The organism is Curtobacterium sp. KBS0715 (assembly GCF_005938005.2).
Taxonomy (GTDB): Bacteria; Actinomycetota; Actinomycetes; order Actinomycetales; family Microbacteriaceae; genus Curtobacterium; species Curtobacterium flaccumfaciens.
In genome coordinates this window covers 521,535-545,944 of record NZ_VCCA02000001.1, presented here as the reverse complement: position 1 = coordinate 545,944, position 24,410 = coordinate 521,535, and the positions used below count along the sequence as shown (strand labels likewise).

Annotated in this window: 26 protein-coding genes; 11 read left to right on the top strand and 15 right to left on the bottom strand. The window is 71.8% G+C overall.

The genetic code is table 11. The features are described 5' to 3' along the window. Positions 1 to 33 precede the first annotated feature (33 nt). Both FFG40_RS02715 and FFG40_RS02710 read left to right on the top strand, forming a co-directional pair. On the top strand, positions 34 to 1,311 hold the full coding sequence (locus FFG40_RS02715) for a family 1 glycosylhydrolase (protein WP_110865361.1): 1,278 nt from the start codon (positions 34 to 36) through the stop codon (positions 1,309 to 1,311). An 86-nt stretch (positions 1,312 to 1,397) separates the two neighbouring features. Continuing rightward, positions 1,398 to 3,080, top strand: a complete 1,683-nt coding sequence (locus FFG40_RS02710; protein WP_138802160.1) for a CBM35 domain-containing protein — start codon at positions 1,398 to 1,400, stop codon at positions 3,078 to 3,080. 93 nt (positions 3,081 to 3,173) lie between these two features. Here FFG40_RS02710 and FFG40_RS02705 read toward each other — a convergent pair whose 3' ends face one another. After that, positions 3,174 to 3,569, bottom strand: coding sequence for a MerR family transcriptional regulator (locus FFG40_RS02705; protein WP_138802159.1), 396 nt, complete (start codon positions 3,567 to 3,569; stop codon positions 3,174 to 3,176). Positions 3,570 to 3,664: 95 nt separating this feature from the next. On the opposite strand from FFG40_RS02705, the gene FFG40_RS02700 reads away from it, so the two are divergent. Then, positions 3,665 to 4,366 carry an SDR family oxidoreductase gene (locus FFG40_RS02700; protein WP_138802158.1) on the top strand — a complete coding sequence of 234 codons (702 nt, stop codon included), beginning with the start codon at positions 3,665 to 3,667 and terminating at the stop codon, positions 4,364 to 4,366. A 121-nt stretch (positions 4,367 to 4,487) separates the two neighbouring features. After that, positions 4,488 to 5,477: a matrixin family metalloprotease gene (locus FFG40_RS02695; protein WP_138802157.1), complete on the top strand. Its 990-nt coding sequence runs from the start codon at positions 4,488 to 4,490 to the stop codon at positions 5,475 to 5,477. An 89-nt stretch (positions 5,478 to 5,566) separates the two neighbouring features. Here FFG40_RS02695 and FFG40_RS02690 read toward each other — a convergent pair whose 3' ends face one another. Next, positions 5,567 to 6,217 (bottom strand): NAD(P)H-binding protein, encoded by a 651-nt coding sequence (locus FFG40_RS02690; protein ID WP_138802156.1) that lies wholly within the window; start codon positions 6,215 to 6,217, stop codon positions 5,567 to 5,569. Positions 6,218 to 6,368: 151 nt separating this feature from the next. Between FFG40_RS02690 and FFG40_RS02685 the strand changes: the two genes are divergently transcribed. From FFG40_RS02685 to FFG40_RS02670, 4 genes are all read left to right on the top strand, one after another. After that, positions 6,369 to 6,854, top strand: coding sequence for a DUF4126 family protein (locus FFG40_RS02685; protein ID WP_051597019.1), 486 nt, complete (start codon positions 6,369 to 6,371; stop codon positions 6,852 to 6,854). 103 nt (positions 6,855 to 6,957) lie between these two features. Further along, a complete protein-coding gene (locus FFG40_RS02680; RefSeq protein ID WP_138802154.1) occupies positions 6,958 to 7,929 on the top strand; it encodes an NAD(P)-dependent oxidoreductase in 972 nt (323 codons plus the stop codon). Between the two features lie 80 nt (positions 7,930 to 8,009). Continuing rightward, a complete protein-coding gene (locus tag FFG40_RS02675; protein ID WP_138802153.1) occupies positions 8,010 to 8,393 on the top strand; it encodes a hypothetical protein in 384 nt (127 codons plus the stop codon). Continuing rightward, complete coding sequence (locus FFG40_RS02670; protein ID WP_206647601.1) at positions 8,393 to 8,725, top strand: sigma factor-like helix-turn-helix DNA-binding protein; 333 nt, start codon at positions 8,393 to 8,395, stop codon at positions 8,723 to 8,725. The genes FFG40_RS02675 and FFG40_RS02670 overlap by 1 nt, the downstream gene beginning before the upstream one ends. A gap of 1 nt (position 8,726) precedes the next feature. Here the strand turns inward: FFG40_RS02670 and FFG40_RS02665 are convergent, their stop codons facing one another. From FFG40_RS02665 to FFG40_RS02650, 4 genes are read right to left on the bottom strand one after another with little or no spacing between them, the layout of a single operon-like run. Beyond that, on the bottom strand, positions 8,727 to 9,920 hold the full coding sequence (locus FFG40_RS02665; RefSeq protein WP_138802152.1) for an MFS transporter: 1,194 nt from the start codon (positions 9,918 to 9,920) through the stop codon (positions 8,727 to 8,729). Beyond that, the gene (locus FFG40_RS02660; RefSeq protein WP_138802151.1) at positions 9,917 to 10,615 is read right to left on the bottom strand and encodes a carboxymuconolactone decarboxylase family protein; all 699 of its coding nucleotides are present in this window, start codon (positions 10,613 to 10,615) and stop codon (positions 9,917 to 9,919) included. The genes FFG40_RS02665 and FFG40_RS02660 overlap by 4 nt, the downstream gene beginning before the upstream one ends. A gap of 60 nt (positions 10,616 to 10,675) precedes the next feature. After that, entirely contained in the window at positions 10,676 to 10,879 is a 204-nt protein-coding gene (locus FFG40_RS02655; RefSeq protein WP_027466866.1) for a hypothetical protein, read from the bottom strand. Beyond that, entirely contained in the window at positions 10,876 to 11,802 is a 927-nt protein-coding gene (locus tag FFG40_RS02650; protein WP_185974065.1) for a helix-turn-helix transcriptional regulator, read from the bottom strand. The genes FFG40_RS02655 and FFG40_RS02650 overlap by 4 nt, the downstream gene beginning before the upstream one ends. Before the next feature lie 86 nt (positions 11,803 to 11,888). Here FFG40_RS02650 and FFG40_RS02645 point away from each other — a divergent pair, with 86 nt between their 5' ends. Further along, positions 11,889 to 12,773, top strand: a complete 885-nt coding sequence (locus FFG40_RS02645; RefSeq protein WP_138802150.1) for an aldo/keto reductase — start codon at positions 11,889 to 11,891, stop codon at positions 12,771 to 12,773. Between the two features lie 140 nt (positions 12,774 to 12,913). On the opposite strand, the gene FFG40_RS02640 is transcribed toward FFG40_RS02645, so the two are convergent. Further along, complete coding sequence (locus FFG40_RS02640) at positions 12,914 to 13,792, bottom strand: helix-turn-helix transcriptional regulator (protein ID WP_138802149.1); 879 nt, start codon at positions 13,790 to 13,792, stop codon at positions 12,914 to 12,916. Positions 13,793 to 13,847: 55 nt separating this feature from the next. Next, positions 13,848 to 15,005 carry a sorbosone dehydrogenase family protein gene (locus tag FFG40_RS02635; protein WP_138802148.1) on the bottom strand — a complete coding sequence of 386 codons (1,158 nt, stop codon included), beginning with the start codon at positions 15,003 to 15,005 and terminating at the stop codon, positions 13,848 to 13,850. 110 nt (positions 15,006 to 15,115) lie between these two features. On the opposite strand from FFG40_RS02635, the gene FFG40_RS02630 reads away from it, so the two are divergent. Both FFG40_RS02630 and FFG40_RS02625 read left to right on the top strand, forming a co-directional pair. Continuing rightward, positions 15,116 to 15,514 (top strand): cupin domain-containing protein, encoded by a 399-nt coding sequence (locus FFG40_RS02630; RefSeq protein ID WP_138802147.1) that lies wholly within the window; start codon positions 15,116 to 15,118, stop codon positions 15,512 to 15,514. Continuing rightward, entirely contained in the window at positions 15,511 to 16,182 is a 672-nt protein-coding gene (locus tag FFG40_RS02625; RefSeq protein ID WP_138802146.1) for an SDR family oxidoreductase, read from the top strand. The genes FFG40_RS02630 and FFG40_RS02625 overlap by 4 nt, the downstream gene beginning before the upstream one ends. A gap of 122 nt (positions 16,183 to 16,304) precedes the next feature. Here FFG40_RS02625 and FFG40_RS02620 read toward each other — a convergent pair whose 3' ends face one another. From FFG40_RS02620 to FFG40_RS02590, 7 genes are all read right to left on the bottom strand, one after another. Further along, on the bottom strand, positions 16,305 to 19,127 hold the full coding sequence (locus tag FFG40_RS02620; protein ID WP_138802145.1) for an ABC transporter permease: 2,823 nt from the start codon (positions 19,125 to 19,127) through the stop codon (positions 16,305 to 16,307). Continuing rightward, a complete protein-coding gene (locus FFG40_RS02615) occupies positions 19,124 to 19,852 on the bottom strand; it encodes an ABC transporter ATP-binding protein (protein ID WP_138802144.1) in 729 nt (242 codons plus the stop codon). Before FFG40_RS02615 ends, FFG40_RS02620 begins: the two co-directional genes overlap by 4 nt. Further along, positions 19,849 to 20,427: a PadR family transcriptional regulator gene (locus FFG40_RS02610; protein WP_260678771.1), complete on the bottom strand. Its 579-nt coding sequence runs from the start codon at positions 20,425 to 20,427 to the stop codon at positions 19,849 to 19,851. Before FFG40_RS02610 ends, FFG40_RS02615 begins: the two co-directional genes overlap by 4 nt. 178 nt (positions 20,428 to 20,605) lie before the next feature. After that, entirely contained in the window at positions 20,606 to 21,487 is an 882-nt protein-coding gene (locus tag FFG40_RS02605) for an aldo/keto reductase (protein ID WP_027466858.1), read from the bottom strand. Between the two features lie 74 nt (positions 21,488 to 21,561). After that, positions 21,562 to 22,149 (bottom strand): YdeI family protein, encoded by a 588-nt coding sequence (locus tag FFG40_RS02600; RefSeq protein WP_027466857.1) that lies wholly within the window; start codon positions 22,147 to 22,149, stop codon positions 21,562 to 21,564. Positions 22,150 to 22,201: 52 nt separating this feature from the next. Next, entirely contained in the window at positions 22,202 to 23,773 is a 1,572-nt protein-coding gene (locus tag FFG40_RS02595) for an FAD-binding oxidoreductase (RefSeq protein ID WP_138802143.1), read from the bottom strand. A gap of 9 nt (positions 23,774 to 23,782) precedes the next feature. Next, entirely contained in the window at positions 23,783 to 24,328 is a 546-nt protein-coding gene (locus tag FFG40_RS02590) for an acyl-CoA thioesterase (protein WP_110892909.1), read from the bottom strand. Positions 24,329 to 24,410: the final 82 nt, after the last annotated feature.

The following is a 24,410-nucleotide window of genomic DNA, read 5'->3' as shown; positions in this document are numbered from 1 at the left end:
GGAGCGGCCGTGCCCACCACGAAACGAGACACCATGCACTGGTCCGACGACGGCAGGCTGCACTTCGCCCTGGGCATCGAGGACACCTTCGTCCCGCAGGCCCGACCGGGTGAACGGCCCATCGACGAGTACGAGCTCACCGACCACTACCGGCAGTACGCCGCCGACCTCGGGCTGGCGGTCGACGTCGGCGCCGAACTCCTGCGCTGGGGCGTCCCCTGGTACCGCGTCGCCCCCGAGCCCGGCGTCTGGGACTGGTCGTGGGTGGACGGCGTCATGGCGCGGTTCCGCGAGACCGGCCTGCGGCCCGTGGTCGACCTGCTGCACTACGGCACACCGCTCTGGCTCGACGGGCAGTTCGCCCACCCCGACTACCCGGCGCACGTCACCGAGTACGCCGCCCGGTTCGCGGCGCGGTACGGCGACGTCGCCACCGACTACACGCCCGTCAACGAGCCCGTCATCCACGCCCTGTTCTCGGGTGAGTACGGGTACTGGCCCCCGTACCTGACCGGCGCCGAGGGGTCGGCCCGGATCGCCTCCGCCCTGGCCAAGGGGTTCGTCTCGACGCAGCACGCGATCACCCGCGAACTCGGAGACGCCGCCACCTTCGTGCACGTGGACGCCGGCATCCGGTACGTCGGAGACGTCGACGCCCCGGAACACCGCGACACGGTCGCCCGCCTGCGCGCCCAGACGTTCCTGGTCGAGGACCTGGTCACCGGGGGCGTCGACGACGCGCACCCCCTGGTCGGGCGGCTCCGGTCCGGGGGCGTCACCGACGCCGACCTCGACTGGTTCCGGCAGCACGCGGTCCGGCCCGACGTGATGGGCGTCAACTACTACCCGCTGCACTCCACCGAGGTGTTCGAGGCGGGGGTGCACCACGGCGGCGGGTTCGCCGACCCGCGCCCCTACGAGGACACCGGGGTCGAGGGGCTCCGCGACGTGCTCACCACCTACGCCGAGCGCTACGGTGCCCCGGTCATGCTCACGGAGACGTGCGTCACCGGTTCGGTCGAGGAGCGCATCGGCTGGCTGGACGCGTCGGTCACGGCCGTGCGGGAGCTCCGCGACGAGGGGGTGCCGGTCGTCGGCTACACCTGGTGGCCGCTGTTCGACATGTACGAGTGGACCTGGCGGCACACGGACGCCCCTCGCCAGGAGCACCTGCTCACGATGGGCCTCTTCGACCTCGTCGAGGACGGCGCCGGCGGCCTCGACCGTCGTCGCAACCCGGTCGCCGACGCGTTCGCCGCGCACACGCGACAGGAACGGGCCGTGGCAGCGGCCCTGTCCGCGACCCCGTGACGGACGGGAGGCGCGGGTCGGGTCGGACCCGCGCCTCCAGTCCGCCTCCGCGCACCACCACCGCACCACCAACCGAACGGAGCACCATGTCCCTCCGCCTCGGCGCCGCTCCGGCGCCTCGTCGACGCCGAACGCTCGCGCTCGTCGTCACCGCTGCCGCCGCCGCGGCAGCCCTCGTCGCCGGCGTCGCCGGCCCCCTCCCCGCTCAGGCGGTCACGACCGGCAACGGAGCCCTCGTGTACTCGCCGGCAGCGGGTTCCTCGTTCAACCCCGAGGGCGGCCGCGCTGCCGGTACCACCTACGCGAAGAACATCGTCCTGAAGAACAGCGGATCGGCCAACGGCCAGCAGTTCGTCACCTTCGACCAGCTCGTGCTCGAGAACGGCGTGCAGGTCTACCCGATCTACCGGAGCACGGACAACGGCACCTCGTGGAGCCGCGTCGCCACGGTCAAGCCGAGCACGCAGTTCCCGACGCTCACCCGCACCGCGCAGCCCTCGCTGTACGAGACCCCGATCCAGCTCGGCACGATGCCGGCCGGCACACTGCTGCTGAGCGGCATGATCATGCCCACCGACCGCTCGAGCAGCCGACTGGTCATGTACAAGAGCCTCGACCACGGGCTGACCTGGTCCTTCGTGAGCACCGTCGACACCGGCGGTCCGGCCACGTACGACCCGAGCCCGACCTCGACGACCTCGACGGTGTGGGAGCCGTCCGTCGCCGTCGACGCGAACGGCGGGCTGGTCACCTACTTCTCGGACGAGCGGCAGAAGGCGAACAACGTCCTGCAGGCCGTCAGCTACCGGCGCTCGACGGACGGTGGCCTGACCTGGGGCGGCCTGGTCAACGTGTCCGCACCGACCAACAAGAGCGACCGTCCGGGCATGATCACGGTGACGCGGATCCCGAACGGCAACTACGTGGCGACGTTCGAGGTCGTCAACCGGCCGAGCCAGACGAACAACACGGCGCCGGTGTACTTCAAGACCTCACCGGACGGCCTGAACTGGAGCCCCGAGACGAGCATCGGCACCAAGATCGCGCTGCCGGACGGCCGTGGGGTCGGGTCGTCGCCCGAGGTGCGCTGGGTCCCGACCGCCGGCAACGCCAACGGCATGATCGTCGTCTCGTCCAAGTGGTCCCTCGACAGTGCGGGCAACATCGACGGTGGCCAGAACTTCGTCGTGAACCGCAACCAGGGCACGGGTTCGTGGGAGCAGCTCCCGTACGCGGTGACGTACGACGCACGGGACGCCGAGGGCGGGACGTTCAGCGGCTTCGCCCAGGGCTTCGACTCGAGCGCCGACGGCAAGACGCTGTACCAGGCGACGAACGTCGAGAACCTCACCACCACCTACAACGACGTGCGGGTCGGGTCGATCCCGATCAACGCGCAGCGGTACGAGGCCGAGTCTGCGGTCCGGAACGACACGAGCACCGTCACGCAGGCCGACGCCGTCGGCGGCGCGAAGGTCGGCAACATCAACAACGCGACGAGTTCCGTGCAGTTCACGGTGCAGGCCGCGACCGCGGGGACGTACACGGTGAACGTCCGGTACGACAACGGCACGGGTGCGACGAGCACCCACGCGCTCGCGGTCAACGGGACCTCGGCCGGTTCGGTCAGCTACGCGCCGACCGTCAACTGGGGCCGGTTCGGATGGGCGCAGAAGACGGTCACCCTGAAGGCCGGCGCGAACACGCTCACCTTCACCAAGGGGACCGGGTTCGCCGAGCTGGACCAGATCCAGGTGTTCCAGCCCTGACGCCGCACCTGCGGCCCTGGTCGTGACCAGGACGCGGACTGGAGGCCCGTGGCGGACCCGCCACGGGCCTCCCGTCCGTCCGGGTGCCGCGTCTCAGGCCGCGACCGGCTCCGCAGGCCGGTCACGCAGCGCCGGGCAGTGCTCGGCGGTCGGGTGCTCGGTGATCGCGATGACCTGGTCGAGCCGCCCCCGGACCGCCTCGAGCTCGGCCAGCTGCGCGGTGATCCGGTCCCGCTCCGCGAGGAGCAGTGCGAACGACTCCGGCGTCGACTCCCCACGGTCGACGCAGGGCAGCAGCTGCACGATCGTGCGGCTCGCGAGCCCGGCGGCGAACAGCTGCTGCACGAGCTGGACCCGCTCGACGGCTGCGTCCGTGTAGATCCGCTGCCCGCTCGCGGTGCGCGACGCGGTGAGCAGTCCCTGCTCCTCGTAGTACCGCAGCGAGCGGACGCTGACGCCGGTCTCGGCCGCGAGGTCGCCGATGCGCATGTGTGCTCCGATCCGGGCTTGCCCCTGACATGAATGTGAGGTCTTAGCGTAGCCGAGCCGCTGCAGGAGACACCCGCGCGGCAGGAGGAGACACCATGGACATCGCTGGATCGGTCGCACTCGTCACCGGCTCGAACCGCGGCATCGGACGCCGCTTCGCCCTGGAGCTGCTGGAGCGCGGGGCGTCGAAGGTCTACGCGACCGCACGCCGCCCCGAACTCGTCGACGTCGAGGGCGTCGTCGCGCTGCCCCTCGACATCACCGACCAGGCCTCGGTCGACGCGGTGGCCGCCGCCGCGGGCGACGTGACGCTGCTCGTGAACAACGCCGGCATCTCGACGCAGGGCTCCCTGGTGACCGACGACCTGACCATCGTCCGGAAGGCCATGGACACCCACTTCTGGGGCAGCCTGTCGATGATCCGCGCCTTCGCGCCGGTGATCGAGCGGAACGGCGGCGGCGCGATCGTCAACGTGCTGTCGGCACTGTCCTGGTTTGCGGCGCCCGGCGCCGGTGGCTACGCCGCGGCGAAGGCGGCCGAGTGGAACATGACGAACGCCGTCCGCCTGGAGCTCGCCGACCGGGGCATCAGCGTGCAGGGACTCCACCTCGGTGCGGCCGACACCGACATGATGGGCGACTACGACGGCCCGAAGACGGACCCGACGGACGTGGCCCGTGCGGCACTCGACGGTGTGGAGCGCGGCGCGGCCGAGGTGCTCGTCGACGACTGGAGCCGGATGGTGAAGGCGTCGCTCGCCGAGGCACCGGAGCGCTTCTACTCGCAGATGGCCTGAGCGCCGCCCCTGACTGGGGGCGTGTCCCCGCAGCGCAGTCCTGGACCCGGTGCGGGGTCATCGGCGAGCATGGATCCCGATCAGGAGCGGGGGCCACGTGGCCTGCCGCTGGAAGGGAACCATGCGTCCTGTCAGGAACGCGCTGAGCACCGGGGCGATCGTCGCGATCCTCGCCGGTCTCACATTGACCGCAGCACCCGCCCAGGCGGCGACCCCGGGGGCCGGCACGAGCTGCGCCCCCGGGACCCTGTCCGTGCAGACGCTCGAGAGCGGCTGCACGGCGACCTCCGGCACGGTCGTGACGCCCGACGGACGCACCTTCGCACTCCCCGCTCCGGGTGAGAGCGTGATGGCGAGCAGCACCTCGGCACCGGGCGCACCCGAGCTCGCCGAGATCGTCGTCGCGAACAACGGGGCAGCGGGCGTCGCGGTCCGCGTCGACGAGGAATGGCGCGGGTCCGCCCCCGCCGTGCAGCAGGAGCGCGCGCAGGGCCAGGCCGCCACGGCGACGTCGAGTGCCGCGACCGCCGCGACCACGAAGTGCACGAGCACCGCGTGGAAGCCGGCCGGGAGCCCCGGCTACCGTTGGCCGGGCACCGTGCAGTGGTACTACAACGAGACCGGCCAGAAGTCGACGTACGCCAAGGACGCGCTGCGCAAGGCCGCGACCACGTGGACCGGGAAGATCTCGGCGTGCAGCCGCACCGTGACGTCGACCGCCAGCAACACCTACCTGCGTCTCGCCAAGCAGGCGCCGAACTTCACCGCGAGCGGCGGCTGCGCGTCGAGCAACGGCTACAACGTGATGGGCTGGGGGAAGCTCCCCTCCGGCACCCTCGGCGTCACGTGCGTCTGGTACGACGGCGACGGCAACGCCCGTGAGGCCGACCAGCGCTACGCCACCGGCTTCCAGTGGAGCTCGACGGCCACCTGCTCGGGCACGCGCTTCGACACCCAGGCTGTCGCGACGCACGAGTGGGGCCACCTGTACGGACTGGGGCACGTCGACTCCGGCACCGGCCAGGTCATGAAGCCGTCCGGCGGGTACTGCGACCTCGGTGGGCGCACGCTCGGCCGCGGCGACATGACGGGCATCTCGACGCTCTACTGAGCTCGACGCCCTGCAGACACACGGACGGGGTCGTGGCGGAGAACCGCCGCGACCCCGTCCGTGTCTGTCTGTGGGTCTGGAGGTCCCGGTCAGACCGCGTCGGCGCGCAGGAACTCCGCCACCGGCGTCGACCCGGTGTTGAACCGGAAGGTGTTGCCGGCCGTGCCGGGGTTCTCGACCACGTCGGCGACCACGTGCGCCACGTCACCGCGCGGCACCTCGGTCGACGAGCCGTCCCAGTCGACGGAACCGGTCGGCTCGTCGTCGGTCAGGGTGCTCGGCGCGACGATCGTCCACTGCAGCCCGGAGTCGCGGAGCACGGCGTCGGCGATCATCTTCGACTGCGCGTACGCGAAGAAGTCCTGGTCCTGGGGGATCCCGTGGTCGAGCTGCGACCCGGACCACGACACCATCACGTAGCGGTCGACGCCGGCCTGCTTCGCCCCCTGGATCGACAGCACCGCAGCGTCGCGGTCGATGGCCCAGGTCCGGTCGACGGAACCGCCACCGGCACCGGCCGACCACACCACGGCGTCGTGCCCGCGGATCAGTTCGGCGAAGTCGTTCAGGGACTGCTGCTGGATGTCCGCGACGTGCGGTTCGCCGCCGTGCGCCCGGATCTCGTCGGACTGGTCGGCGTTCCGGATGACGGAGGTGACCGTGTGTCCGCGCTCGGACAGGATGCGGGTGGCGAGGAGTGCGACCTTGCCGTGGCCGCCGAGGACGATGACGTTGCTCATGCGCCGGACGCTACTCGGGGAGGCTCCGTACCCGGGGAACGCCGGACGTCCGCTCGGCGATCGCCGGACGTCCGCCCGGCGATCGCTCGCGATGCTCGGAACACGCGAGGTCACCGTGCGTACCGTCGGGGGCAACACGACAGGAGTCACGATGAGCAAGCAGCACGAGCAGCACACCCTGGTCCGCACCCTGGTCCTCGGCATCATGAGCGGCGGCCGGAGCGCCACCCCGCTCGCCGTCCTCGCACTGAACCACGACCGGTCCTCGCTGAAGGGTTCGTGGCAGCAGTGGAAGGTCTTCAGCACCCCGGTCGGCCGCGGGCTGCTCGTGGCCTCCGCCGTCGGTGAGCTCATCGGCGACAAGCTGCCGAAGACCCCGAACCGCATCGCCCCCTCGGCGCTGCTCGGACGTGTCGCGTCCGGTGCCCTCGCCGGTGCCGCCCTCGGCACCACGGGCAAGCGCGACCTGCGGATCGAGGGCGCGATCCTCGGTGGCGTCGGTGCCCTCGTCGGCAGCTTCGTCGGCTGGGGTGTGCGCAAGGCCCTCGGGGGCGCCGGCCTGCCCGACCCCGTCGTCGCGCTCGCCGAGGACGCCGCGACCATCGCCGGCTCCGTGAAGGTCATCACCGCCGACTGAGCGTGGCGCTCGGCGCGCTTCGTGAGCAGGAACGGTCGGGTCGCACCGCCGCACCCGACCGTTCCTGCTCACGATCCGCACGCCTCGGCCTACGGTGGCCACCATGCACATCGTCGTCATCGGAGCCACCGGCCACATCGGCTCGTTCCTCGTCCCCCGTCTCGTCCGCTCGGGGCACCGCGTCGTCGCCGTCACGCGCGGCACGAGCACCCCCTACGCCGACGCCCCGGAGTGGCAGCAGGTCGAGCGGATCACCGCCGACCGCGAGCAGGAGGACCGTGACGGCACCTTCGGCAGCCGCATCGCCGCGCTCGGTGCCGACGCCGTCGTCGACCTCGTCTGCTTCACCGAGTCGTCGGCCGCAGCGCTGGTCGACGCGCTCCGCGGCACCGGCACGCACCTGGTGCACTGCGGTTCGATCTGGCGCGCCGGTGTCTCGCACGTGCTGCCGATCACCGAGCAGAACGCCACGCCGCCGTTCGGCGACTACGGCGTCCAGAAGGACGCCATCGCCCGGATGCTCAAGGAAGAAACCGCATCAGGCGGTTTGGTCACGACGTCGCTGCATCCCGGTCACATCAGCGGTCCGGGCTGGACGCCGATCGGTCCGCTCGGCAACCTCGACACCTCGGTGCTGACGAAGCTGTCCGCCGGCGAACCGCTCGAGGTCCCCGGTCTCGGCGCCGAGACGATGGCCCACGTGCACGCCGACGACGTCGCGCAGGCGTTCCAGCTCGCGGTCGAGCACCGCGATGCGGCGGCGGGCGAGGACTTCTTCGTCACGGCTCCGACGGCGCTCACCGCGCGCGGGTACGCCCACCTGGCAGCGTCGTGGTTCGGCCAGGAGGCCCGGCTCGACTCCGTCAGCTGGGACCGGTTCCGCGAGACCACGGCTCCGGAACACGCCGACGCCAGCTGGGAGCACCTGTCCCGCAGCCAGGTCTTCAGCACCGAGAAGGCGAGTCGTCTGCTCGGCTACGCGCCGGCGTTCACCGCCGAGGAGACCGTGCTGGACGCCGTGCGCTGGCTCGTCGACCACGGCGAGCTCGAGGTCACGAACCCCCTCGTCCGCTGAGCCCCGGGGTCTGAGCCCTGCGGAACCCCTTGCGGATGTTATTAGTTGCAGCTATTATGAGTTGTGGGTAATGTCAGTGCATGGAGATCGACTGGCCGCGCGAGTTCAACGACCAGCTGGATCGTCTCGAGGCCGACACGAGCCCGCGTGGACGGAGGCGCCTGCAGCTCCTGACGTTCATGCTGAAGCGACTCCGAGATCTCGAGGAGGCACCGGTCCAGGACACGGCGATGATCAAGCGGGTCCGCCAGTCACGGAAGCACCTCGTGTGGCGTGTCTCGCATCCCTACGTTCCGGGTGTCGCCCTGCGCGTCATCTGCTGGTTCCCGCCCACTCAGGACCGGGTCGTCGTGGCGCTGTTCTCGGGCGACAAGGCATCGATGGGAGACGTCTTCTACGACACTGTGGGTACCCGAGCCGACCGACTGATCGACCACTGGCTCGACGAAACGAAGGAACGATGATGGGCAAGAAGGATTTCGTCCGCGGGAACGACCGCGTCGAGCGTCTCCTGAGGCAGCCGGACATCGCGGACGCTGTTGCCGCGCTCGAGACCGAGGCCGACGACCTGGACCGAGTCCACGCGATGAGCCTGGCGATGGTGCGTGAAGCGGGGAAGCGCACGCAAGCCGAGATCGCACACGAGCTCGGTATCAGTCAGGGGGCGGTGTCGCAGATGGAACGGCGCGAGGACATGTTGCTCTCCACTCTCCGGAGCTACATCACCGCGACCGGTGCCGAGAACCCACGCATCATCGTCACGGTCAACGGCCGTGACGTCGAGTTGGCGATCTGACTCAGGCCCGCTCCGGCACGACCACGAGCCCTCGGTCCCGGTGCACCACCCAGACCGTCGCGGCGAACCCCGCCAGCACCGCGGCGCCGATCGTGACCGCCGTCCAGCCCCCGGCGTTCCACAGCACCGACGCCATGGCCGAACCGATCGCGCCGCCGATGAAGTTCGAGGTGACGAACGCCGTGTTGAGCCGGCTCCGCGCGGCTGGGTCGACCGAGAAGAGCCGGGTCTGGTTGAGCACGTTCGCGGCCTGCACGGCGACGTCGAGCAGCAGCACGGCGAGCAGCACCACGACGATCGAGTGCGCACCGATCCCGGCGACGACCAGGGAGACGAGCAGGAGCACGATCGCTCCGCCGGTGACGGGTACCGACAGCCCGCGGTCGTGCAGTCGCCCGACCCGCTGCGCCGCCACGGCACCCGCGAGCCCCACCAGGCCGACCAACCCGATGCTGCTGGTGGAGAAGTCGTAGGGGTCGCTGCTCAGCAGGAACGTCAGGGCGGTCCAGAACATCGTGAACACGGCGAACACCGAGGAGCTGATCACCAGCGTGACCTGGACGGTCCGGTGGGTCCGGACGGCACGGAACACCGACAGGATGAGCTGCGGGTACGCCACCTTGCCGCGGGCGTCGAGCTCCGGGATGGCCCGCCGCAGCAACACGGCGAGGACGACCGCGACGACGGCGGCGAGGACGTAGATCGCGCGCCACCCGAACGCGTCCGCGACCAGGCCGCTGATCGTCCGCGACACGAGGATGCCGGTGAGCACCCCGGACGCGATCGTGCCGACGACGCGTCCGCGCTGCGCGGGGTCGGCGAGGTCCCCGGCCAGCGGGATGAGGAGCTGCCCCGCGACCGTCGTCAGCCCGACCAGCGCCAGGGCGACCAGGAGTGTCGCGAAGGTCGGTGCGATCGCGGCGAGCAGCAGCGCGACGGCGGAGGCGACGAGCACCCAGGGGATGAGGCGCCGGCGGTCGAGGACGTCCCCGAGCGGCACGACGAGCAGGATGCCGAGGGCGTAGCCGACCTGGGTGAGCGTGACGAGCAGCCCGGCGAGTGACGCCGAGGTGCCGAGCGACGATGCGATGTCGTCGAGCAGCGGCTGCGACCAGTACAGGTTGCCGACCGCTGCTCCCCCGGCGACGGCGAAGAGCAGGGTCCGGCCCGTCGACATCGAGTGGTCCGTGCTCATGCTGCGGGTGCTCCCTCGTTCACGGCGGCCAGGGCGTTCAACGTGCGCGGGTAGCCGATGAGCGGGACGAGCACGGTCAGGACGTCCAGCATCTGCTGGCGGGTGTTCCCGACGTTCAGGTTGCCGGCGACGTGCCCCTGCACCTGCGCGTCGGCCCCGCCGAGCGCCGCGAGCAGCGCGAAGGTCAGGAGTTCACGGGTGGGCAGCGACAGACCGTCCCGGCCGACGGTGTCCCCGAAGCAGTTGCCGGACAGGAACCGCTGGAAGTGCACGGCGTCCGCGGGGGCGTTCTCGTACATGGCGTCGACGCGGGCCGCACCGACGACGGAACCCTGCACCGCTCGGCCGCGCTCGAGCCGGTCCGCCGGGGTCGTCGTCGACTGCCCGGGCAACGGCAGAGCGACCCCGCGGGCGACGAGCACGGCGTTGGTGATCGACAGGAAGTCACCGACGCGTGCGGAGCCGACGTAGGCCACCGCCTGGTACACGATCTCCTTCGCTTCGGTGGGCGAGAGCGGGCCGTCGAGCGCCGCCTCCAGCAGGTCGCGGAACGCCGTCGGTGCCTCGGCCGCGATCGTCGCACCGAGCTGGACGACCACACGGTCGTGCTCGCTGAGTGAGGCGTTCCGCAGGGTCTCGTCCACGAAGTCGGCGTGGTACCGGGCGAACTCGGGGTCGGTGTCGGCGAAGGTCATGTCCTCGACGCTAGGGCCGACCGCGGGGCCGTGACAGGTGCTGTCCTCCCCCCTCAGCCGTCACCGCCGACGGAACAGCTCCCCCAGGTGCCACGGCCCGGGCGCGAGCCGCACGGCTGCCTCGGCTCGAACCCGTTCCTCGAGCTCGCGGTCACGGGTGAGCTCGTGGATCTCCTGCTCGGCGCGCAGCCGGAACCGCAGTCGGCTGACGAACCCGGTCGACGGAGCCGTGATGACGGTCTCGACGGACTCGGTCTCGTTCACGCGTCCTCCGCCGCCGCAGTGGAAGTGGCCGACGCCGACGCCGACGCCGACGCCGCACTCGTCGCACCGGTCGCACCGTTCGCGCTCGTCGCCGCGAGGTTCGCCAGCAGCTGCAGCCGTTCCTCGGACGCCGAGCCGGGCTCGGTGCCGTACACGACCATGGTCAGCCCCGAGTCCGTGACGAGCTCCATCGTCTCGTAGCTCATGTCGATGTCGCCCACGTCCGGGTGGTGCACGCGCTTCACACCGCTCCGGTGCCGCATCACGTCGTGGGCGGCCCAGCGCCGCCGGAACTCGTCACTGCGGGTGGAGAGCTCCCCGATCAGGTCGGTCAGTCCCTTGTCGTACGGCGAGCGGGCGGCCTCGGCGCGCAGGGCGGCGACCACGTCGCCGGCGACCGCGTCCCAGTCGCGCCAGAACTGCTGGCCGCGGGGGTCGAGGAACGCGAAGCGCGCGGTGTTCGGCGTGCCGGAGGGCGAGAGGAACAGCGGCGAGTACACCGCGCGGGCGAGCGCGTTGCCGGCGAGGAAGTCGAACCGGCCGTTGCGGACCCAGGCGGGGGCGCTGATCGAGTCGAGCACCCGCTGCACGTTCGGCCGGACCTTCGACGTCGGGATCGTCCGGCGTGAGGCTCCCGAAGCGTTCTGCAGACGGGCGAGGTCGAACAGGTGCGCGTGCTCGGCATCGTCGAGACGCAGCGCACGGGACAGCGACTCGAGGACGCTCTCGGAGACCCCGGTCAGGTTCCCGCGCTCGAGCCGGACGTAGTAGTCGACGCTCATCCCCGCGACCAGTGCGAGCTCTTCGCGCCGCAGTCCCTTGACTCGGCGGACCCCACCGAAGTCGGGCAGACCGACCTGCTGCGGTGTGACCCGCTCGCGGCGTGTGCGGAGGAAGTCGCGCACTTCGCTTCTGGTGTCCATGCGTCCACGGTACGGCCGGCCGGGTGCCGCAAGCAGGGGTTGCTGGTACCCGTCAGCAGGGGGTCGGCGGTCGTAGCGTCGTCGGTATGGAGACAGTCACCCTGAACAACGGACTCGAGATCCCCGCCATCGGTTTCGGCGTGTTCCAGAGCGCCCCGGAGGAGACCGTGGACGCTGTCCGCACGGCCCTGGAGACCGGGTACCGCCACATCGACACCGCCGCCGCGTACGGCAACGAGCGCGAGGTCGGCGAGGGCATCCGCGCCTCGGGCGTCGACCGCGACGACATCGTGGTCGAGACCAAGATCTGGGTCTCGGACTACGGCTTCGACGAGACCCTGCACGCCTTCGACAAGGCGACCGGCAAGCTCGGCTTCGACACGATCGACGTGCTGATCCTGCACCAGCCCGCGCCGGACCGCTTCGAGCAGACCGTGCAGGCGTACCGGGCCCTCGAGCGCCTGTACGCCGACGGCCGGGTCCGCGCGATCGGTGTGAGCAACTTCATGCCGCACCACCTGCGCTCCCTGCTCGACCAGTCCGACGTCATCCCGGCGCTCAACCAGGTCGAGCTGCACCCGTACTTCACCCAGCCGGACGTCCAGCGGGCCGACGCCGAGCAGGGCATCCTCGACCAGGCGTGGTCTCCCATCGGCGGCATCACGTTCTACCCGGGCTGGGGCGACGAGCGGGTCAGCGTGATGGACGACCCGACGATCGGGTCGATCGCCGAGGCGCACGGCAGGACGCCGGCGCAGGTGATGCTCCGCTGGCACGTGCAGCAGGGGCGGAACGCGATCCCGAAGTCGACGAACCCCGGTCGCATCGCCGAGAACTTCGACGTCTTCGACTTCGCGCTGACGGACGACGAGCTCGCGCGGCTCGACGCCCTGGACACCGGCCGTCGCAACGGCCCGGACCCGGACGGGACGGACACGAGCCGGTTCGACCGGGTGATCCCGGAGATCTGACGCGACCACGAGCGGACGGGAGGCGCGGTGCCCGCCCGCGCCGTCCTCCCTCGCAGGCTCGGTCGGCGCGGCCCGCATGACGCTGGCGCGTCACCGCTGAGCGGGCCGCGCCCGTCAGTGGGGTGGTCGCGACCACCGCCTCAGGCGAGCTGGCGCGCCCGCTCCGCGATGCCCTCGGTCGCCGCCCACGAGGCCAGCACCCGCAGGGCGTCGGCCGTCGGGCTGCCCGGGGTCGCCGGGTAGATCGTGAGCGCGAGTCCCGGGTCCTCGGCGAGTTCGAGCGTCTGGAAGTGGAGTTCGAGCGGCCCCACGACGCTGTGCCGGAACGACTTCACGCCGGCGTAGTGGCGTCGGACGTCATGCGCTGCCCAGAGGCCGCGGAAGTCGTCGCTCCGCATCGACAGCTCGCCGATCAGCGCAGCGAGGTCCTTGTCGTTCGGCGTCCGGCCCGCTTCGCGGCGCAGGATCGCGACGTTCGTGTGCGCGGCCCGCTGCCAGTCCTGGTAGAAGTTGCGCGCCTGCGGGTCCAGGAAGATGAAGCGCGAGAAGTTCATCGGCCGCACCGGTGCCGCGACCAGGTCCGAGTGCATCGCGAAGCCGAGCGCGTTCGCGGCGACGATGTCCTGCCGGTTGTTGATGATCATCGCCGGGGCGTCCGTGACCACGTCGAGCAGGTACTGCAGCTCGGGTCGGACGGCAGCGACGGGCACGACACGACCGGCGCGACGCGGGGTCTCGTTCTGGTGCCGCGACAGGTCGCGCAGGTGCTCCTGCTCGGCGGGGTCGAGCTGCAGCGCTCGGCCGATGGCGTCGAGCACGCTGTCCGAGACCCCCTGCAGGTTGCCGCGCTCGAGCCGCGTGTAGTAGTCGATGCTGACGCCGGCCAGGCGTGCGACCTCTTCGCGACGCAGCCCGGTGACGCGACGACGCGTGCCGAAGGTCTCGACGCCGGCCTGCTCGGGGGTGATGCGGGCGCGACGGCTGGAGAGGAAGTCGCGCGCTTCGTCGCGGTGGTTCATGCCGTCACGGTACTTCGCCCCGTCCGGCGCGAGCGAGGGGCTGCGGGAACCCCTTTCACGTGCGCGTGAACGGGACGGAGACGATCCGGTCGTCCCCGCTCGACGGCGTCCCGCGGCCGTCGGTGTTGTTCGTGACGAACCAGAGGGCGTCCGACGGGCCCTCCAGCACCGTGCGGATGCGCCCGAAGTCACCCGCGAAGTACTCGGTCGCGGTGCCGGGGTCGTCGGCCGGCACCGCCCGGAGCACCTCGCCCCGCAGGTTCGCGATGAACACCGTGTCGTCGACGACGGCGAGGCCGCTGGGGGACGCCTCGTCGGTGGACCACTGCTGCACGGGGTCGACGAAGCCCTGGTCCTCGCCACCGGTGCCCTCGACCTCGGGCCAGCCGTAGTTCGACCCGGGCTCGATCACGTTGAGCTCGTCGTGGGTGTTCTCACCGAACTCCGACGCGAACATCGTGCCGTCCGACGACCACCCCATGCCCTGCACGTTGCGGTGCCCGAGGCTCCACACCGGCGACCCGTCGATCGGGTTGTCGGCGGGGACGTCGCCGTCCGGGGTGAGCCGCAGGATCTTGCCCGCGAGCGAGTCCTCGTCCTGCGCGTCCGTGCTCGCGCCGGCGTCCCCGACGCTCGCGTAGAGCATGTCGTCGGGGCCGAACGCGATCCGGCCGCCGTCGTGGAACGTGTTCTTCGGCAGCCCGTCGATGATCGTCGTCGCGTCGCCGAGCCCCCACGACCCGGTGTCACCGGTCAGCTCGTACCGCTGGATCCGGTTGCCGTCGTCGGCCGTGGAGTACACGAACAGGTCGTCGTCGTGCAGCGCGAGCCCGAGGAGTCCACCCTCGCCGCCGTGGCTGACACCGTCGACGGTGCCGACCTGGCGGGTGGTGCCGTCGGACCGCAGCTCGAGCACCCGGGCCGAGTCGCGCTCGCTGACCAGTGCGTCGCCGTCGTCACCCGTCAGGACCACCGACCAGGGGGCCTCCAGCCCGGTGACCACGTCGGTGGTGTCACCGTCGAGCGCCACCTGACCGGCCGACAGGTCGGCGGGCGCGGTCGCGCGCGCCGACGGCGAACCGCCGCGGTCGGACCCGTCCTGCTCGGTTCCGTCTCCGCTCGTGCAGGCGGTGAGGGCCAGTGCGGCGACTGCGGCGAGGCCGGCCAGCGACCAGAGGCGGCGGCTGCGGGGCGTTCCGGCGGGTGTGTCCACGATGATCCTCCCGGGGTCGTGGGTCGATCACACACGCTGCGTTCGGGAAACCCCTGAGGGGGTCTGACGGCACCTCCCGACGGTGCGCACGGCGGCCTACCGTCGTCGGCATGCAGATCGAACCGAAGCAGCCGACCGTCAAGAACCCGCCCGAGCAGTTCACCGGCGACGTGTACCTCGACGCCATCGCCTCGCCGAAGGAGCCCGGTCAGACGATGACCGTCGCCAAGGTCCGGTTCCTGCCCGGCGCCCGCACCGCGTGGCACTCGCACGCCAGGGGCCAGACCCTGCACGTCACCGAGGGCGTCGCGCGGATGGGCACCCGGGACGGCCACGTCATCGAGGTGCAGGCTGGACAGACCGTCTACACGCCCGCCGGCGAGGAGCACTGGCACGGCGCGACCCCCACCGACTCCATGGAACACCTCGCGATGCTCGAGGCCGCCGACGATCCGGCGACGACCACCACCTGGCTCGAGCACGTGAGCGACGAGGAGTACACCGCATGACCACCATCGCCATCGTCGGGGCCGGCAAGGGCCTCGGCCTCGCCGTCGCCGAGCGCTTCGCCCGCGAGGGCTTCGCCGTCGCCCTGATCTCCCGCAACCAGGACCGGCTGGACGGCCTCGCCGCCGAACTGCGTGAGCGCGGCCACACCGCCGCCGGGTTCGCCGCCAACGTCCGTGACGGGGACTCTCTGCGCACCGCACTCGAGCGCGCCACCGAGCAGCTCGGCCCCATCGAGGTGCTGCAGTACAGCCCGCTGCCCGCCAAGGAGTACATGCGCCCGGTGCTCGAGACCACGGCGGACGACCTGGTCGGCCCGATCGAGTTCTCGGTCTACGGCTCGGTCAACGCCGTCCGCCAGGTGCTGCCCGGCATGCGCGCGATCGGCCACGGCACGATCCTGTTCGTCAACGGCGGCAGCGCGGTCCGACCGGGCGCCCGCGTCACCGGAACGTCCGTCGCCTTCGCGGCCGAGAGCGCCTACGCGCAGCTGCTGCACGACGCCGTCCGCGACGAGGACGTCCACGTCGGCCAGCTCATCATCCCGTTCGGCATCGATGACGGGCAGCCCGAGCACTCCGGGGAGTCCATCGCCGACCGCCTGTGGGCGATCCACACGGAGCGCGGCGGCTTCCGCACCTACGCGGAGGCGCTGCCCGAGCTCGCGTGAGCGCGGCGCTCGCCGCTTCGTGAGCAGGAATGGTCGGGTCCGGCACAGCGACCCGACCGTTCCTGCTCACCGTGTGACGGACTGGAGGCCCGTGGCGACGCCGCCACGGGCCTCCCGTGGCGTCAGTGCGCCCGTCGCACCGCCACCCGCCGCCGACCCCGCGAGGTCAGCCAGGCCCCGGCCGTCACCACGAGGGGCAGACCGATCGCGAGCAGGGCCAGCACCGGCCAGTCCGGCACGAAGGGCATGTGGTTCACCCCGACCGGACTCTCGGTGAACCGCAGGGTCAGGGCGCGGATCGGCAGGAGTCCGAGGAGCGTCCCGATCACCGAGCCGACCGTGGCCAGGATCGCCGCCTGCCACGTCGACACCCCTCGGCGCAGGCGTGGTGCGGCACCGATGGCGTCGAGCACCTCGTCGTCCCGCCGGCCGTCGGACCGTGCGAGTCCGATCGCGACCGCCGTCGCACCGATCGTCACGGCCGCCGCCAGTGCGAGCACGATCGCCCGGATGATCGCCTCGTTGTCGGTGGGGCCGGCTTCGTACATGAACGACGGGCCGCTCCACCGTGCACGGTCGTCGCCGCCGAAGCTCTGCCACGCCGAGCTCAGTTCGTCCCACTGGGCCGGCTGGATGTCGTGGGGCAGCGTCGTGACGAGCATGCCGTCGACCACCGGGACGCCGTACCGTTCGGCGGTCGCCTTCGTCATGAAGACGCCGACCTGGATCCGCGGGGTCTGCACGTCGAGCACGGCGGGGATGGAGACGCTGGCCGCCGGTCGGCTCCGCTCGGTGATGGGCTCGCTCTCCCACGTCCGGTCGTGGAAGGTGTCGACGCGGACCGCGCCGTCGTGGGCGTACTCCGGCCAGAGCGACACCGCGCGACCGCCCTCGAGCGCGCTCCGGACGGCGGCGGACGGCCGGTGCCCGGTGAGCACGGCGTAGTCGTCGACGGTCCCGGTCCAGATGTGCGGACTCGACGCGCTCGCCGTGTCCAGGTAGTACGAGCAGCTCGTCGTGTCGTTCGCGGGGCAGTCGTACGCGCTCCAGCGGTGCGGGATCGTGACGGTCGAGGGGGTGTCGCCCGGCTGCCCCTGGGCGACACCGAGCACCCGGATGCGGTCCTGGTCGAAGACCCCGGACACCACCTTCGCGGCGTGCGCCGTCAGCTCCGCGTCGTGGCGACCGGTACTGCCACCGTCCTTCGTCTCGGTCTGCACCTCGGCCGTCGCGACCCCGACCGCCGTGGAGTACTCGTAGCCACGGACGTACTGGGCCTGACTCGACGCACTCCACGTGATCACGACCGACGCCACGAACACGACGCTCATCACGCTCGCCAGCACCGGCACCGTGCGGACCGGGTTGCGGCGGGCGTCGCGGGCGGCGAGCCGTGCGGACAGCCCCGCGCGGGAAGTGAGCCGGGTGACCAGGGCGAGCAGCCACGGCGAGCAGATGGCGATCCCGAGCTGCATCAGGCACGGCCCGATCGCGACGCCGGCACCGACGACGTAGGCCCACCGGTCCTCCTGCACCGGGCGGTCGTTGAGCATGAGCACCCCGACACCGCACGCCAGCGTCATCACGGCGCCGAGGACCACGAGCAGCGGTCCCCAGATGCGCCGACGACGGCGGGCCGGACGGCTGACGGGCACCGGACGGAGCGAGCCCCGCAGCGCCGCGAGCACGTTGATCCGGGTGGCGGACCGTGCGGCGACGAGCGCGGAGACGAGTCCGGCGAGCACCCCGGCGGCGGCGATCGACAGCAGCAGGAGCGGCGGCACGTGCAAGCCGGGGAACGACACCACGTTGCCGTTGTCGACCAGCCGGAACGCGAGCACGCCGATCCCGGTGCCGGCGGCGACCCCGAGGACCGCGCCGACGAGCCCGAGCACCAGGCCCGACCCTGCGACGATCGTGCGGACGAACCGCTTGTCGCCGCCGACGCTCGTGACGATGGCGTACGAGCGGGTGTCCGCCCGGGTGCCGACCAGGAACGCTGCCCCGGCGAGCAGGGCGACCTCGAACATCGCGAAGACGCCGAGCAACCCCATCGCCCCGAGGTACCAGCCGACTGTCGAGTTCAGCTGCCCACCGGGGAGCCGGGCGTCGGGCGGGTCGAGCACGACCGGACGCGACTGCACGATGATGCCGTGCGCGTTGAGCTGCCGGATCTCCGACCACGTCGGGGCGTCCGACGGCAGGTACACGGTGACGTCGTCGAGCCCGACGTCGTCGGTGGTGTCGGTCGTCGAGAGCGTCGTGCCCCAGGGCAGGAACACCCCCTGCGTCCCCGGGTCCGTCCCCAGGTCGGTCATGGTCCCGGTGATCGTGAAGCGCTTGGTGACCGGGTCGGTCAGGTCCACCGTGTCACCGATCCGCGCCCCGAGGCGGTCGAGCGTCGCCGGCGTGACCATGAGCTCGCTGCGCGTGGTCGGCCTGGAGCCGTCGAGCACGTGCCAGTGGCCCTCGAGCGACGGGTCCCAGACGCTGCCTTCCACCGCGGTCAGTCCGACGGGGCCGTGCGCACCCTGCACCACGACGGGCGTGCCGCCGACCGGGATCGCCAGCGCGCCGTCGGGCACGTGGGCCAGGACGTTCGCGAACGGTGAGTCCTCGTCCGACTTCGTGACGGGGCTGTTCCGCTTCGAGTCGGTGAACTGCCACTGCACCGGGTCCTGCACCATGCCGGGCAGGTCCGGGCCGGACACCCGCATCTGCGCCGATGCCTGGCCGAGGTCGTGGTCGAGCTGCTCGGTCACCGTGGGCTGCGTCGACTGCACCACGACGGCGACGGCGGCGAACCCGGCGGTGGGGATCCCGATGAGCGCGATGATCAGTGCCGCACGGCCCGCTTTCGCGAACGCCAGACGACGCCCCAGACGGAGCGCCGGTCGGAGGGCGAACGGCGTCCGGCCGGTCCCGGCACGCCGACCACGGCTCACGAGGCGGTCCGGTCCGTCAGCGCCGCCTCGACGCCCGAGTACACGGTCTCGTCGACCACCCGACCGTCGCGCAGGAACACGATGCGGTCCGCCCAGGCCGCGTGCCGGGCGTCGTGGGTCACCAGGAGGGCGCCGGCTCCGGCGTCGACGTGCCGACGGAGCATGCGGAGCACGACCTCGCCGGTCTGCGAGTCGAGGGCTCCGGTCGGCTCGTCGGCGAGCACGAGTCGACGCTCCCCGACCACGCCGCGGGCGATCGCGACGCGCTGCTGCTGGCCGCCGGACAGGTCGTCCGGGTAGGCGTCGGCGCGGTGCGACAGCTCGACGTTGTCCAGCGCGAGTTCCGCGGCGCGGCGGGCCTGCGAGGCCTTCCACCCGTCGAGCTCGAGCGGCAGTGCCACGTTCTCGACCGCGGTCAGCGAGGGGATCAGGTTGAAGTCCTGGAACACGAACCCGATGAGTCGGCGGCGCAGCGCTGCGAGCTCCTTGGCGGGACGGTCGGACACGAAGGAGCCGTCGATCAGCACCTCACCGCTCGTCGGCGGCAGCAGGGTGCCGGCGCAGGCGAGCAGCGTCGACTTGCCCGACCCCGAGGTGCCCATCACGGCCACCATCTCGCCACGCTCGACCCGCAGGTCGATACCGGCCAGGGCCGTGACGGCCTTCGCGCCGGAGCCGTAGTGCACGCTCACGGCGTCGAGCTGCAGGAGCGGTGCGGCGGTCACCGTGCGCTCCGCGCAGCGGCAGCGGCAGTGTCGGCACTGGCAGGCGCCGCTGGGTGCTCGTCCGGCCGGTACCGCGCGACACTCGACTCCACGTGGTCGAGCCAGCGCACCTCGGCTTCGGCCTGGAACACCATCGACTCGAGCACGAGCGACCACGCCAGGTCCGTCGACGGGTCGGTCGTCCGCTTCAGCCGCGTCAGGTCCTGCAGGTTCCGGATCGCGGCGCCGCGCTGCACCTGCACCAGCCGGGCGACGTCGACCCCGGGCACGGTCACGGCGAGGGCGAACTTGATCGCCAGCTCGTCGCGGCCCCGCTTGGCCGGCACGGGCTCGCTGAACCAGCGCGCCACCTCGGCGCGACCCGCGTCCGTCGCCGTGTAGACGACGTGTCCGTCGTCGTCGGCGTCACCGCGGGCCACCAGGCCGTCGCGTTCCAGGCGGTCCAGGGTCGTGTAGACCTGGCCGATGTTCAGCGGCCAGCTCCCGCCGGTGCGGTGCTCGAACTCCCCCCGGAGCTGGTACCCGTAGCCGGGTCCCCCCACCAGCAGCGCGAGTACGCCCATCCGAACGCTCATGACACTTCCCCTGTCCCGGGCCACCGTGGCCATACTGAGTATGCACATACCCGGTATACCTGCGCAAGCACGGATCTGGACAGGGCGGGAAAACGCACGGGAGGCGCGGTGCCAGCTGGCACCGCGCCTCCCGTCCGACCGGTGGTCGCGTTCGCGACCCGTGGTCGCGTCCGAAGGGTCAGTGACCCAGCTTCGCCAGCTCCTCGAACTCGTCGTCGGTCAGCTCGACGGTGGCACCCGCGAGGTTGTCCTCCAGGTGCGCGACGCTCGACGTGCCGGGGATCGGCAGCATCACCGGGGAGCGCTTGAGCAGCCAGGCGAGCGCGAGCTGTGCCGGGGTGGCGCCCTTGCGCTCGGCGATCTCGGTGAGCGGCGAGTCCTCGCCGGTCAGGCCACCCGTCGCCAGGGGGAACCACGGGATGAAGCCGATGCCCTGCTCCTCGGACCAGTCGAGCAGCTCCTCGGCGTCACGCTTCTGCAGGTTGTACAGGTTCTGCACGGAGACGATCGTGGCGATCTCCTGCGCGGCCTTGACCTCGTCGACGGAGACCTCGGACAGGCCGATGTGGCGGATCTTGCCCTCGTCCTGCAGCTTCTTCAGCTCGCCGACCTGGTCCTCGAGCGGGACCTTCGGGTCGATGCGGTGCAGCTGGAACAGGTCGATGCGCTCGAGGCCCAGACGGCGGAGGCTCATCTCCGCCTCTTGCCGGAGGTACTCCGGGCGGCCGACGGGCGGCCAGACGTTCGGGCCGGTGCGGGTGAGGCCGGCCTTCGTGGCGATGACGACGTCGTCGCCGTAGGGGTGCAGGGCCTCCTTGAGGAGCTCCTCGGCGACGTAGGGGCCGTACGAGTCGGCGGTGTCGAAGAAGTTCACGCCGAGCTCGACGGCGCGCTTGAGGACGCGGATCGCCTCGTCGTGGTCCTTCGGCGGTCCCCAGACGCCGGGACCGGTGAGCTGCATGGTGCCGTAGCCGAGCCGGTTGACCTCGAGGTCGCCGCCGATGCGGAAGGTGCCGGAGGACGCGGCCGGACGGTTCGTGGTGTCAGTGCCTGTGGTCATGTCCCCGGTCTACGCCCGGTGCGTTGCCGGTCCCTGAGTCGGTGTCCCCCGACCGCTCCCCGGGTTCGCAGGGTCTACGGACGGGTGGGCCGCGGGTACGGGGTCTCCCCGCGTTCGAGTCCGCCGACGAGCTTGGTGAGCCGGTTCGTCCGCACCGTGGCGTTCGGGGCGGTGGTGATGCGGTGCAGCACGGCGTACCGGTTCGTGGCGTCGAGTTCGGCGAACAGTGCGGCGGCTGCGGGGGCGGCGTCGAGCGCGGCCTGCAGGTCCTCGGGCACCGTGGCCGTGGCGGATCCGGCGTAGGCGCGGTCCCACCGGCCGTCACCCTTCGCGCGCTCGATCTCGGCGTGCCCGCGCTCCCGCATCCGCCCCTCGGCGATGAGTGCCGCGACCAGGCCGAGGTTCCGCTGGGACCACAGCGAGGCCTTCCGGCGCGGGGTGAACCGCTGACGGTAGGTGGTGTCGTCGCGCCCGCGCCGCTGCCCGTCGATCCACCCGGAGCAGAGCGCCTCGTCGAGGGCCGTGTCGTAGGTCAGCGTCGTCGGTTCCGTGACGCCCTTCTTGGCGAGGACGAGCCACACCCCGTCGGGTTCGTGCTCGTGGTCGTCGAGCCAGGCGCGCCACGCGGCGACGTCCGGCAGCACCAGGTCGACGATGTCCATGCGGTCATCGTAGGACCGGCCGGCCGCGGGTCCGGCCCGAGACTCGCGTGCGTCAGACCCAGTGCGGCTGCGCGAGCACGCCCGCCGGGTCGGCCTGCTCGGCGATGCGGTGCAGGTGCGCGGTGTTGTCGCCGAAGTACACGGACGGGTCGGTGATCGATGCATCGCAGTAGTTCGCGTACGCCGCGTCGCCCCACGCCGGTCGCATCGCCTCCCGGAACCCCCGCACGTACGCATCGAACGGCGCGGGATCCGCCCCGTCCGCGAACACCGCCGTGTACTGCACGGTCATCAACGCCGACCGCCAGGGGAAGGCCGAGTCCCCCGCGCCGACGTCCGCCACGGCGCCGCCGAGCGCGTCGAGCGCCACCCCACCCTCGAGGTTGCCCGTCACGTCACCCGCCGCGGCCGCCTGGGCGACGAGCACGTCGATCTGCGGGTCGGTGAGCTTCGCCGAGCCGATCGACGACGTCGCCGCCTCGGACACCCGCTGCGGCTTCCCCGCCAACGCCGACATCGCGGCACCGTAGGTGAGCACCCGCCCGGTGTGGGCGAGCGGCTTCGCTCCGGTGGCGGCGATGAAACCGTCGACGGAAGTGTCGGCCCCGGTCTTCGACCCCGTCCACACACCGGTCACGGTGACGGTCGGCGCGGTGTGCCGACTGCCGTTCAGCAGCTTCAGGGACGACCACAGCTTCCGGTCGGCGGTCGGTGCCCAGTCCTGCCAGGCACGCACCACGGCAGCGGCGGCCGACCACGCGAACGTGATCGTGAAGAGCAGGACGGGAGGCGCGGCGTGCGTCCGGAACGTCAGTGCGGTCACGACGCCGACGGTTCCACCGCCCCCGCCGCGGCAGGCCCAGAACAGGTCGGGTTCGCGGGACGTCGACACCCGGTGCACGGCCCCGTCCGGGGTGACGAGGGTTGCCCCGGTGAGCTGGTCGCAGGTCAGACCGAAGGACCGGACGAGGACGCCGACTCCACCACCCAGGGTCAGTCCGCCGATGCCGACCGTCGGGCACGAACCGGCGCCGATCGCCCGTCCGGCCTCCGCGAGCTCGGCGTATACGTCGCCGAGCCGGGCACCCGGGCCGATCGTGACGGTCCCGTCGTCGTGCAGGTCGATGCCGTCCAGGTCCTGCGTGCTGATGACCAGCGATCGCGGCACGCCGGTGCCGGGAGCCCCGCCGGCCGACCACCCCGTGTACGAGTGCCCGCCGGCCCGGAGCGCCACCGGCGTCGAGGTGGTCCGGGCGAAGGCGAGGCCGGCCTGCACGTCCGCGGTGTCCGCCGCCCGCAGGATCCCCCGCGGGTCGGCGTCGTCGAAGCGCGGGTTCTCGAGCACGCGGGCGTCGTCCCACCCCGCGGCGCCGGAGCGCAGCACGGTGCCGGACACCGCGGCGGCCAGCGCATCCCACGAGTCCGGGCCGCGGTCCGGGGAAGCGCTCGGTGCAGGGTCCGGGGTCTGCGAGCGCGTCGGGGCGGCGCTCGGTGACCGGCTGGGCTCGGGCCCCGGCCTGCTGCAGGCGGCGAGGATGCCGGCGACACCGAGACCGACGCCGCCGGCGATGAGCGTGCGGCGCGAGGTGGCGGTCGTCCGGTGGGAGCCTGCTGGTTCGGTCACCGGACCTGTCTACGCCGCACCGCTGCTGATCCGGGTCGCACTCGCCCAGTCGTGCACCCAGTCGGGCACGGTCAGGTCGCGGTCCGCGCCACCCGCCGCCTCGAGCAGGTCCGCGGTCGGCACGGTCCCGCCGGAACGCCGCAGGAACCGGGCCTGCACCACGGCGCGGGCCATCACGGCACCCTGTCGCACGAACGTCTGCTCCAGGTACACGGCACGGTCGTCGACCCCGAGCACGTGGGTGCGGAGCTCGAACCGCTGCCCGAGCGTCAGCGACCGCTTGTACGTGATCGTCTGCGCCGAGACGACGGGGTACCAGCCGTGCTCGGCCAGCGCGGCCCAGTAGCCGGAGCGGAGCATCAGGTCGAGCCGACCGAGGTCGAGCATCGACAGGTACTTGCCGTTGTTGACGTGCCGCAGGGGGTCGAGGTCGGTCGGGACCACCCGGAACGGCGTCCGCACCTCGTCCCAGAGCGACGCCCGGCGGCGCCCACCGACCCGAGCGCGCAGACGGGTGCGCAGCTGCAGCAGGAGCAGTCGGAAGTACAGGTTCACGGGACGATCACACCAGTGCGCGGACCAATCGTGCGAGCACCTTGGAGGAACCTCACGAAGCGCGCGGCCGTCCGCCGACACA